Here is an 11623-nt window from a genome sequence, read left to right on the forward strand (position 1 = left end):
CCGCAAGCTGGGCACCAACGGCACGGCCGCCTGAGCAGTAGCTACCGGCGCCTCGGGGCGGGGCGCCTCAGCTACAGGTGCCACGGCGGGCGTGGCCTCTACGTTGCCACCAGCGGCCGGCGTAGTGATGGAGTGCGCCTCGCGGGCAAACCCGGTGGCAATCACCGTTACGCGAATGCTCTGGCCGAGCGACTCGTCGATACCGTGGCCAAAAATCATCTCGGCGTCCTGGCCAGCTTTTTCCTGAATGTAGCCGGTGATTTCCGTCAGCTCATCCATCTCCAGCTCGTGCTCGGGGCCCGACATGATGGACAGCAGGATGCGCTGGGCGCCGTGAATGTCAGTGTTGTTGAGCAGCGGCGAGTTCAGGGCTTCTTCGGCGGCGCGACGGGCGCGATTCTCGCCGTCGGTCACGCTGCTACCCATTACGGCCGCCCCGCTGTCCTTCATCACCGTTTTCACGTCTTCAAAGTCCACGTTCACATCGGCCGTTACCGTGATGATTTCGGCGATGGACTTGGCGGCCGTGGTCAGCACGGTATCAGCTTTGGCGAAAGCAGCCCCCATCGTCAGGTTGCCGTAAATCTGCGGTAGCTTGTCGTTGAGAATCACCAGCACGGTATCGCAGTGCTCGCTCAGCGCCTTGATGCCTTCTTCGGCCTGCTGGCGCTTCTTGCGGCCCTCGAACATGAACGGAGCCGTCACGATACCTACCGTGAGGATGCCCAGCTCCTGCGCCACCTGCGCAATCACAGGGGCGGCGCCGGTGCCGGTGCCGCCGCCCATGCCGGCCGTGATGAAGAGCATCTTGGTGCCCTGGTTCAGCAGGTCGCGGATTTGCTCCTTGCTCTCGATGGCGGCCTGGCGGCCACGCTCGGGCTTGGCACCCGCACCGAGGCCCTCGGTGAGGTCGACGCCGATTTGCAGCTTATTGGGTACCGTGGAGCTTTGCAGCGCCTGGTGGTCGGTGTTGCAAATGATAAACTCCACATCCTTGATGCCCTGCTTGTGCATGTGCTTCACGGCATTGGAGCCACCGCCACCAACCCCAATCACCTTGATGATGGACTTGCTCTGGGCGGGAATATCGAATTTGTAATTCATAAGTATCGCAATTAACAATGAGCAATGAGCAATGAACAATGAGGAAGTTAGTCGCCTAAGCCGGCGTCCAATTGCTCATTGTTCATTACTCATTGTCAATTGACTTTAGTAGGATTTATCGTCGTAATCGTCAATCAGCAGCCCTTTGGTGCGGGTGATGATGTCTTTGAAGAAGCGACTGGCGGCACCGGGCTCTTTGGGCTTGGCGGGCTGCGGCGCGGGAGCCGGCGCTACGGGCGTAGCTGCGCGGGTTTCGACCGGCGCAGGCGTAGCTGGCGCCACGGGGGCAGCGGCCGGAGCAGTATACGGTGCAGCGTAGTACGCCGGAATCACGGGCTGTTCCTCCTCGTAGCTGGGGCGCGTCTGCCGCTCGTCGAGCGAGTGGTAGCCCGACAGCACCAGGCCCACGGTAGTGGCGTACATCGGCGACTTCACGGCCTCGATGCGGCTCTTGCCGAGGTGCTGGTTGGGGTAGCCGATGCGGGTGTCGAGGCCGGTGATGTACTCGGTGAGCTGCTCCAGGTTCTGGAGCTGCGAGCCGCCGCCGGTGAGCACGATGCCGGCCGACAGCTTGTCGTGCAGGCCCATGCGGTAGATTTCGGCATACACCAGCTCCATGATTTCCGACATGCGGGCCTCGATGATGTAGGCCAGGTTCTTCAGCGACACCTCCTTGGGCGGGCGGTTGGGAAGGCCGGGGATGCTCACGATTTCGTAGTCGCTGGCTTCCTGGGCAATGGCTTTGCCGAACTTCACTTTCAGCTGCTCGGCCTGGCCGGGGGCCACGTTGCAGCCGGTTTTGATGTCCTGCGTGATGATGTTGCCACCGAAGGGAAGCACCGCCGCGTGGCGGATGATGCCATCCTTGAACACCGCCAAATCGGTAGTGCCGCCGCCAATATCAATCAACGCCACACCGGCCTCCTTCTCCTCTTCCGAGAGGATGGACATGGAGCTGGCGAGCGGTTCGAGAATCAGGTCGGCGATTTCGAGGCCGGCCTTGGTCACGCACTTGTTGATATTGTTGATGGCCGTGCTCTGCGCCGTAATGATGTGGAAGTTGCCTTCCAGGCGCACGCCTTCGTAGCCCACGGGGTCGGAAATGCCTTCCTCGTAGTCTACTTTATAGTCCTGCGGCATCACATGGATGATTTGCGAGCCGGGCTGCGTCACCAGCCGGTACATGTCCTGCGTGAGGCGGGCCACGTCGTCCGGCCCGATGGTGTCGTGCGAGTTGCGCGTGATGCTGCCGTTGTGCTGGAGGCTCTTGATGTGTTGGCCGGCAATGCCGACGTTTACCACTCCAATGCTAATTCCGGACTGTTCTTCGGCCTGCCGAATGGCCCGTTTGATGGCGTCTACGGTCTTGTCAATATTGAGCACGATACCGCGCGAAACCCCTTCCGACACGGCTTTGCCCATGCCCAGGATTTCGAGTTTACCGAACTCGTTTTTGCGGCCCACCAGGGCACAGATTTTTGTGGTACCAATGTCGAGCCCGACGACGATTTTGTCTTGTTGCATGAGATGCGGTGCTGGCGAGCGGTGAAAAAGCGGTGGGATGGAAAAGAGTATTTTAAGCCTAACGGCCTATTGGTCAGCGAATTGTTATTCGCAAATAATCTGATTTTGGTATTCGACGTTTACACGGTGGTAAGTGTCCCACCCCAAAACTGACGGAATTTGACGGTAAAATACCATCAGCTTCGCGAATTTTTCAGAAATATTTTCGGGCAGCCCGAATTCTATTCGCTGGTCGCCCACCTGCTGCGTGAACGAGAGCTTGCCGCCGGGCTCAATAAACACTTCCGCTACCTGCGCTTTCCAGAATTCGTGCTCGTCGACGTAGCGCAAAAACTCGAGGTAGCGCCGCCCGGTACTATCCTGGAAAAATCCACTTGGCAGGCTGCCGCCGCCGGGCCGCGCCACGGTGGCTACGCGGGCCGTAAAGAGCGGCGAAAGCGGTAGCACATGACCTTCGGCATCGACGTAGGTATCGAGGCGGGTATCAGGGTGCGTGAGACGGGCGATAGGGCGGTTCTGGCGCACGTCGGCGTGCAGGTTACCGGCCAGGTCGCGGTACACCTGGGCGTCGCGCACGAAGGGGTGCGCCTTTAGGCGAGCCTCCAGCTCGCGCAGGCGCGGGCCCTCGGGCTGGGTACCCAGCACGGGCTCCTTGCCGCCCTTGGTGAGCAGGGCTGTGACGCCGCGCTCGGAGATGAAGTAATTATCGAACTCGTTGGCTATGTTCACCTTCACGGCGTCGACCGAGCGGTTGGCCTGGCGCACGGCGGCAAACGCGCCCAAGGCGCCCAGCACCAGCAGACAGGTTGCGGCCACGAGTAAGTTTCTGACTGTGCGTTCCAAGGTTGGGGGCTGGGGGTGTGGGGGTAGGCGGGAATGAATAAATCCCGGGTTTTAGGCCGTCCTGCTCATCTGGCATCCGGGTAGCCGAAGCCTCTCTACCGCACAACGTAATTCATTTTACTGTTGCGGTGGAGACGCGTCGACAAGCTCAGCATGACGGTTTAGTATAATTTTAAAATTCAAGCATTAACTACTTCCACCTCTCCGTCAGAATCTGCTTTAGCTGCGGGACCAGCGTGTCGATGTCCCCGGCTCCTACCGTGGCCAGCACGTCAAACGACGTGTCGGTTTGGGCGGCGGCGAGGGCCTGGGCTTTGGTGATGAGGGCTTTGGAGGGGGCGGTGATTTCGGCCAGGAGCATGTCGGCAGTTACGCCGGGTAGGGGCAGCTCGCGAGCGGGGTAAATATCTAACAAAAACACCTCATCTGCAATGCTTAAGCTTTTCGAAAAGCCGGCCGCAAAGTCGCGGGTGCGGGTGAAGAGATGGGGCTGAAAAATGACGCGCAGCCGTTTGGTGGGGTAGAGTGCCCGCACGGAACGCAGGAAGGCTTCGATTTCGCGTGGGTGGTGGGCATAATCGTCGATATAAACGTTTTCGGGCGTGGTGGCCACAAACTCGAAGCGGCGCTTCACGCCCCGATAAGCGGCCACGGCGGTCCGCAACGCCTCCTCCCCTACGCCCTGCAGTTGGGCCACGGCGGCGGCGGCCAGCATGTTTTCGACGTTGTGGAAGCCGGGCACCGCAAGTTCTAGGCCAGTTACGGTAGCTTCGGGGCGGTGCAGGTCGAAATGAAAGCGGTGGCCCTCGGCGGTGATGTTAGCGGCGTAGAGCTCAGGCCCCTGTTCCGGATTGAGGCCGTAGCGAATGACGCGGGTGCCGGGCGGCACGGCGGCGGCCACGCTCGGGTCGGCGGTATGGTTGAGGAGGAGCGTGCCGCCGGGCTTAATCTGAGCCACAAACTGGCGGAACGACTCAATCAAGGCCGACTGGTCGCCGTAGATGTCGAGGTGGTCGGCATCGGTGCTCGTGACGATGGCTACATCGGGGAACAGCGTGAGGAAGCTGCGGTCGTACTCGTCGGCTTCCACCACAATGGGGGCTTCGGGCGTGGCCGGCAGCAGCAGGTTGCTGCCCAGGTTCACCGAAATACCGCCCAGGAAAGCCCCGGCAGCCAGGCCGGCGTGATGCAGCAGGTGGGCCACCATGCTGCTGGTGGTGGTTTTGCCATGGGTGCCGGCCACGGCAATAGTGTAGCGGCCCTGCGTGAGCACGCCCAGCACTTGGCTGCGCTTGCGAATGTCGTAGCCTTCGGCCCGCAGCCAGGCCCACTCTAGGCTGTCGGCCGGGATGGCAGGCGTGAGGACGACGAGCGTCTGCTCACGGTTTTCGCGCACTTCGGCCGGGATGTTCTCCACTGCGTCGGCGTAGTGAATGGCAATGCCTTCGGCGGCAAGGGCGCGGGTGAGGGGCGTCTCGGTTTTGTCGTAGCCGCTCACCTGATGGCCGTTGGCACGGAACCAGCGGGCCAGGGCCGACATGCCGATGCCGCCGATACCAAGGAAGAAGACGTAAGGGAACTGGTTCAAAATCGCTGATTTAAACTGATTAACCGTGATTTCGCTGATTGGAATTGATGAAAGGCAGCGTCCTTCTGGTTTTTACTTTCGCACCAGCTTCAGCAGCTCGTCCACAATCGTCACGGTGGCGTCGGGGCGGGCCAGCTCACGCACGCGGCTGCTGAGCTGCTCCTGGCGCGCAGGGTCGCTCAATAGGCGCAGGGCTTCGTCGTAGAGGCGCTCGGCGGCGTGCTCGTCGGTAATGAGCACGGCGGCGCCTTTGCCCACAAGCGCCAGGGCATTTTTGGTCTGATGGTCTTCGGCCACGTTGGGCGAAGGCACGAGGATGCTGGCCTTGCCGGTGAGGCAGAGCTCCGACACTGACAGCGCCCCGGCGCGGCTGATAACCACGTCGGCGGCGGCATAGGCCAGGTCCATGCGCTGAATGAACTCGAGGGCGTGGAGGCCGGCGGCCTGGTCGGCCTGTTGTTGGGCTTCGGGGAAGTAGAGCTTGCCGGTTTGCCAGAGGAGTTGGATGCCAGCCTCGCGCAGGCGCGCCAGCGCGGCGGCCGTGGCCTGGTTGAGGGTGCGGGCCCCGAGACTGCCGCCGATGACCAGCAGGGTTTTCTTGCTGGGGTCGAGGCCGAAAAAGTGCAGGGCTTCGGCACGGTTGCCGCGGGCAATTTCGGCCCGCACTGGGTTACCGGTGAGCACGAGCTTATCGGCGGGAAAAAACTTCTCCATGCCATCGTAGGCCACGCAGATGCGGTTCACGCGCTTAGCCAGTAGCTTGTTCACGAGGCCAGCGTAAGAGTTCTGCTCCTGAATGAGGGCTGGAATAGCGCGCGACGTAGCAGCTAGCAGCACCGGGGCCGAGGCGTAGCCCCCCACTCCCACTACGGCATCGGGCCGAAATTCCTCAATCAGCTTGCCGGCCTTGCGCACCGAGCGGAACACGCGCACCGGAAACAGTAGGTTCTGGGGCGTGAGGCGGCGCTGCAGGCCGGTAATGTCGAGGCCCACAATTTTATAGCCGGCTTCGGGCACGCGGGTCATCTCCATGCGGCCGTTGGCCCCCACGAAAAGGATTTCAGCGTCGGGCAGACGGCGGCGCAGCTCATTGGCAATGGCCACGGCTGGGAAAATGTGCCCGCCCGTGCCACCGCCGGAGATGATGAAGCGAAGGGGTTTGTTGGTCATTTTAGAAGAAGGAAGAAACCGTCATGCTGAGCTTATCGAAGCATCTCTACCGCAATAGTAACTGGTTGCGTTGCGCAGTAGAGATGATACCTCGGCTACGCTCAGCATGACGTTCTAGTTAGCTAACGAAAGCCGCCCTAGTAGCTCACCGATACTTTAGGAATGCGGGCCGTGTCTTCCGGCTCGCCGGTCATCGGACGGATTTCGCGCTCGCCGCGGCTCACGGCCAGGATGATGCCTATACTGATACCGGTGAAAATGAGGGAAGTACCGCCCATGCTCAGCAGCGGCAGCGGCAGGCCGGTGATGGGGCCCAGGCCCACGGCCACGCCCATGTTCACCAGCGCCTGGAGCACCAAGCTGAAACTCAGCCCCGCCGAAAGCAGGCCGCCGAACGCACCGTAGCTGTTCATCACCGTTTTCAGCCCCCGATAGAGGAAAGCCAGGTAGAGAAACAGGATGGCGAAGCCGCCCAGCAGGCCGTATTCTTCGATGATGACGGCGTAGATAAAGTCGGAATACGGGTGCGGTAAGATGTTGCGCTCGGTGCTTTTGCCGGGGCCTTTGCCGGCGATGCCGCCCGTGGCAATGGCAATGTAGCTGTGTTCGAGCTGAAAAGGCGTTTTCTTGGTTTTGTCGGTGAAGTTGGTAACGCGCGACATCACCGTGCCCAGGCGCTGGCCGGCGGCCAGGCCGGCTCCGCCCAGCACCACAAAAATGCCCACCATCACAGCCATGTGCTTGAGCGGCACACGGCCAATGAACATCAGCAGCATACAGGTGGCAAACAGCAGCAGCGCGGTGGAGGCGTTACTGAGAATGATGAGGCTGCAAATAGTACCCACCCAGAGCATTACCGGGAGCATGGTGGTTTTGAAGTCATCAAGGTGCTGCTGGCGGCGGCTGAGCATGCTGGCCAGGTGCGAAATCAGGGCCAGCTTGGCTAAGTCGGAGGGCTGGAAGGTTTGGTTAATGACGGGAATGGTCATCCAGCGCGAGGCCCCGTTGGTTTCGCCGCCCATGAAGAATGTGAATAGCAGCAGCGGCACGCTCAGCAGCAGGGCGTAGAGCGACCAGCGCGAGTAGTGCCGATAGTCGACACGATGCGCCAGCCACATGCAGGCCAACCCGAGGAAAATCAGGCTGCTATGTTTGAAGAGGAAGGCTTCGGTGTTGCCGTTCATCTTCTTATACGCTAGTGTGCCGGTGGCCGAATACACCACGGCAATGCTGATGAAGGAGAACAGCAGCACGATGGCCCACAAAATGGGGTCGCCCTTGAGGTTGCGTTGCAGCCAGTCTTTCATAACAATGGGTGAATGAGGGAATGGGCGAATGGGTGAATGGCCGTTTTCAAGAACGTCATGCTGAGCGCAGTCGAAGCATCTCTACCGCGCAAGTAATCAATACCATTGCAACGAAGCGAGCGAGATGCTTCGACTGCGCTCAGCATGACGTTCTTTTTTGTTGTTCTATTTCGGCAACTGAATTTGCTCAACCGCCGCCGCGAATTGCCGGCCGCGGTCTTCGTAGTTTTTGAACAGGTCGAAGCTGGCGCAGCAGGGCGAGAGCAGCACCACGTCGCCGGGGGCGGCGAGGGCGGCGGCGCGGGCCACGGCATCGGCCATGCTTTGGGTTTCTTCGAGGTGCGGCACCACTGGGCCGAAAACGGTTTTCAGCTTTTCGTTGTCGACGCCGAGGCAGATGAGGGCTTTCACGCGGTGCTCGGCCAGATTGAGCAGGCTGCTGTAGTCGTTGCCCTTATCGGTGCCGCCGGCAATCCAAATGATGGGCTGGCGGATGCCGTCGAGAGCATACCAGGCAGCTTCCACGTTGGTGGCCTTGCTGTCGTTGATGTAGCGCGCGCCGTTGATTTCACCCACCAGTTGCAGGCGGTGGTCGGCATTCTGGAAGGTGGCCATTGCCTCTTCAATCTGCGGGCGGCTGAGGCCAGCGACACGCGCGGCCAGCACGGCGGCCAGCATATTCTGCCGGTTGTGCTGGCCGATAAGCGGCGAGTTGGTAGTGCTCACTTCCTCCGTCTCGCTGTAATAGCCGGGCAACAGGTCCAGGCAGATGAGGTCCTCGGCTGTGTAGTAAGCGGCCAAATGCAGGTCGGGACGGCGGTGCAGGCTGAACGGCATCTGACGCACCGGCCGCAATGCCGCTTTAAAGTAGCGCTGAATATTCTCGTCATCAGCGTTGTAGATAAACGTGCCGCTGCTATCCTGATTGCGCATGATGCGCAGCTTGGCCTGGGCGTACTGCTCCAGCGAGTAGCCGTAGCGGTCGAGGTGGTCGGGCGTGATGTTGAGCAGGATGGAAATCCAGGGCTGGAAGTCGTAGGTATCGTCGAGCTGGAAGCTACTCAGCTCCACCACGTAGTAATCAAACTTGTCATCAATTACCTGCTCGGCCAGCGAGTAACCCACGTTGCCTGCCAGGCCCACGTTGAAGCCGGCCTCCTTCAGTAGGTGGTAGGTGAGCAGCGTGGTAGTGGTTTTCCCGTTGGTGCCGGTGATGCAGATGCACTTGGCTTTTGTGTAGCGGCCCGCCAGCTCAATCTCGGAGATAACCGGAGTGCCCTTCGCACGCAGGGCCTGAATAACGGGGGCTTTCTCCGGGATACCAGGGCTTTTCACCACCTCATCGGCAGTCAGAATTTTATCCAGCGAGTGCTGATTTTCCTCGAAGCCGATGCCGGCCGCCGTGAGCTGCTGCTTGTAGTCGGCCTGAATGGGGCCGCGGTCCGACACAAAAACCGTGTGGCCTTTAGCCTGGGCGAGTAAGGCGGCCCCTACTCCACTTTCGGCGGCTCCTAGAATGACGATGTGCATATGGGTGGGTTAGCTTTCCCGCAGTGGGCGCAGTGGCTTTCGCAGAGGGTCGCAGAAGAATGTCCACTGCGACCCTCTGCGAAAACCACTGCGCCCACTGCGGGAAATGTATTAACGCAGTTTCAAGGTAACCAAGGTAATGACTGCCAGCATGATGCCGACAATCCAGAAGCGCGACACGATTTTGGATTCGTGGTAGCCAAGCTTCTGGTAGTGGTGATGCAGCGGCGACATGCGCAGCAGGCGGCGGCCTTCGCCGTACTTGCGCTTGGTGTACTTAAACCAGCTCACCTGCACCACAACCGACAGGTTTTCAATAATAAACACACCGCACAGCACCGGAATCAGCAGCTCCTTGCGCACCACCAGGGCCAGCACCGTGATGATGCCGCCCAGCGTGAGCGAACCCGTGTCGCCCATAAACACCTGCGCCGGGTAGCTATTGTACCAGAGGAAGCCGATGCAGGCCCCCACGAAGGCGGTACAGAAAATAACGAGCTCACCCGAATCGGGAATAAACATGACATCCAGATAATCAGCCAGTAGTGCATTGCCGCTCACGAAGGCGAAGATGGCCAGCGTGACGCCGATGATGGCCGACGTGCCGGCCGCCAGCCCGTCGAGGCCGTCGGTGAGGTTGGCGCCGTTGCTGATGGCCGTAATCAGGAAGATGACAATGGGGATGTAGAGGAAGCCGTAGAGGCCGTTGAAGAAGGTTCCGGCCGTGGCGAACAGGTCGCCGTAGTTCAGCTCGTTGTTCTTCATAAACGGCACCGTGGTAATCATCAAGTGTACGTCTTTGAATATTTTAGACGCATCAACTGCCGAGTACGTGCCGTTGGGCAGCAGGTATTCGCGCACCGTGATTTCATTGCTGTAGAACAGCACCCAGCCCACCGTAATGCCCAGCCCTACCTGGCCTAGTACCTTGAAACGGCCGCTCAGGCCCTCCTTGTTCTTGCGGAATACCTTGATGTAGTCGTCGAGAAAGCCAATCAGACCCAGCCACACCGTGCTCAACAACATGAGAATGATGTAGATGTTGCGCAGACGGGCCAGCAGTAGCACCGGCACCAGAATGGCCAGGATGATGATGAGGCCGCCCATGGTGGGCGTACCTTTCTTCTCGTTTTGGCCCTGCAAGCCGAGGTCGCGCACGCTCTCGCCAATCTGCTTGCGCTGCAGGATTTTGATGAGACGATGCCCGAAAAGCTGGGCGATGAGCAAGGAAATCACCACCGCCAGGCCGGCGCGGAACGTGGTGTACTGAAACACGCCGGTGCCCGCCAGATGGAAATGTTCGTGGAGGTAACGGAAGAGGTAATAAAGCATTCGGGAAGCGGTTAGCGGTGGGGCTTATTTGCCCAGCGCGGCAAAAGTTTCGGCAAGGATTAGCTTGTCGTCGAAGGACGTTTTCACGCCGCGAATTTCCTGATAATTCTCGTGGCCTTTGCCCGCCACCAGCACAATATCGCGCGGGCCGGCCAAGCGCACGGCCGTTTCGATGGCGGCGCGGCGGTCGGCCACGGTTTGGACTTTAGCCGAATCGGGCGCGGTTACGCCGGCCTGCATCTGGGTCAGAATCTCGGCCGGGTCTTCGAAGCGGGGGTTGTCGGAGGTGAGAACGACCTTGTCCGACAGCCGGGCGGCCAGGTTGGCCATGATGGGACGCTTAGCCGCGTCGCGGTTGCCGCCGCAGCCCACCACCGTGATGATGTGCTGGCTGGGCTGGCGGATTTCGTGCAGCGTTTGCAGTACGTTTTCCAACGCGTCGGGCGTGTGGGCGTAGTCGATGATGCCCGTGATGGCCTGGCTACCCGACACCACCGGCTCAAAGCGGCCGGGCGCGGTGGTCAGGCCCGAAAGGATGGTCAGGACTTCAGTGGGGTCCTCCCCCAGCAGCACGGCCGCGCCATACACGGCCAGCAGGTTGTAAGCATTGAACACGCCGATGAGGCGGAACAGGATTTCGCGGCCGTCGATTTCGAGATGCAGGCCGTGGACTTCATTGGCCACCAGCTTGGCGCGGAAGTCGGCGGCCCCGCGCAGCGAGTAAGTGGCGCGGCGGGCGGCGGTGTTCTGCAGCATCACCGGGCCGCGCTTGTCGTCGGCGTTGGTGAGGGCGAAGGCGGTTTTGGGCAGGTGGTCGAAGAAAGCCTTTTTGGCTTTCAGGTAGTTATCGAAGGTTCCGTGGTAGTCGAGGTGGTCGTGGGTGAGATTGGTGAACACGCTCCCCGCGAAGCGCAGGCCGGTGATGCGGTGCTGGGCCACGGCGTGGCTGCTCACCTCCATGCAGGCGTGAGTGCAGCCGGCCGTGACCATGCGGGCCAGCAGCGCGTTCAGCCGGATGGCGTCGGGCGTGGTGTGGGTGCTCGGGATAACTTCCTCGTCAATCTGGTTCTGCACCGTGCTCAGCAGACCGGCGTGGTAGCCCAGCTCGCGCAGCAGCTTGTGCAGCAGCGTGGCGCAGGTGGTTTTGCCGTTGGTACCGGTCACGCCCACCAGCGTGAGCTGGCGCGAGGGGTGGCCGTGAAACGCCGCCGCCACGTGGCCCAGC

General features: G+C 60.7%; 9 protein-coding genes. All 9 read right to left on the reverse strand.

Translation table 11 applies throughout. The annotated features are described in order from the left end of the window. Positions 1-1104 (reverse strand): cell division protein FtsZ (gene ftsZ / locus ACYVDE_RS06650; protein WP_460500698.1); only part of this gene is annotated, 1104 nt, incomplete at its 3' end. A gap of 105 nt (positions 1105-1209) precedes the next feature. Then, entirely contained in the window at positions 1210-2628 is a 1419-nt protein-coding gene (gene ftsA / locus ACYVDE_RS06655; RefSeq protein ID WP_460500699.1) for a cell division protein FtsA, read from the reverse strand. A gap of 84 nt (positions 2629-2712) precedes the next feature. Continuing rightward, the gene (locus ACYVDE_RS06660) at positions 2713-3444 is read right to left on the reverse strand and encodes a cell division protein FtsQ/DivIB (protein WP_460500700.1); all 732 of its coding nucleotides are present in this window, start codon (positions 3442-3444) and stop codon (positions 2713-2715) included. A gap of 217 nt (positions 3445-3661) precedes the next feature. Beyond that, positions 3662-5059: a UDP-N-acetylmuramate--L-alanine ligase gene (gene murC / locus ACYVDE_RS06665; RefSeq protein WP_460500701.1), complete on the reverse strand. Its 1398-nt coding sequence runs from the start codon at positions 5057-5059 to the stop codon at positions 3662-3664. Between the two features lie 72 nt (positions 5060-5131). Beyond that, entirely contained in the window at positions 5132-6229 is a 1098-nt protein-coding gene (gene murG, locus ACYVDE_RS06670) for a UDP-N-acetylglucosamine--N-acetylmuramyl-(pentapeptide) pyrophosphoryl-undecaprenol N-acetylglucosamine transferase (RefSeq protein WP_460500702.1), read from the reverse strand. Positions 6230-6366: 137 nt separating this feature from the next. Continuing rightward, positions 6367-7536 (reverse strand): FtsW/RodA/SpoVE family cell cycle protein, encoded by a 1170-nt coding sequence (locus ACYVDE_RS06675; RefSeq protein ID WP_460500703.1) that lies wholly within the window; start codon positions 7534-7536, stop codon positions 6367-6369. Positions 7537-7701: 165 nt separating this feature from the next. Then, positions 7702-9066 (reverse strand): Mur ligase family protein, encoded by a 1365-nt coding sequence (gene murD, locus ACYVDE_RS06680; RefSeq protein WP_460500704.1) that lies wholly within the window; start codon positions 9064-9066, stop codon positions 7702-7704. 111 nt (positions 9067-9177) lie between these two features. Continuing rightward, a complete protein-coding gene (gene mraY / locus ACYVDE_RS06685) occupies positions 9178-10398 on the reverse strand; it encodes a phospho-N-acetylmuramoyl-pentapeptide-transferase (RefSeq protein WP_460500705.1) in 1221 nt (406 codons plus the stop codon). Positions 10399-10422: 24 nt separating this feature from the next. After that, positions 10423-11623: UDP-N-acetylmuramoyl-L-alanyl-D-glutamate--2,6-diaminopimelate ligase (locus tag ACYVDE_RS06690; protein WP_460500706.1), on the reverse strand; the 1201-nt coding region annotated here is incomplete at its 5' end.

This window comes from Hymenobacter agri (assembly GCF_054778495.1).

Excerpts from the sequence above, each read along its gene's own strand:
- ftsA (WP_460500699.1), bottom strand. The coding sequence starts at position 2,628 with ATGCAACAAGACAAAATCGTCGTCGGGCTCGACATTGGTACCACAAAA.
- murG (WP_460500702.1), bottom strand. The coding sequence starts at position 6,229 with ATGACCAACAAACCCCTTCGCTTCATCATCTCCGGCGGTGGCACGGGC.
- ACYVDE_RS06675 (WP_460500703.1), bottom strand. The coding sequence starts at position 7,536 with ATGAAAGACTGGCTGCAACGCAACCTCAAGGGCGACCCCATTTTGTGG.
- murD (WP_460500704.1), bottom strand. The coding sequence starts at position 9,066 with ATGCACATCGTCATTCTAGGAGCCGCCGAAAGTGGAGTAGGGGCCGCC.
- mraY (WP_460500705.1), bottom strand. The coding sequence starts at position 10,398 with ATGCTTTATTACCTCTTCCGTTACCTCCACGAACATTTCCATCTGGCG.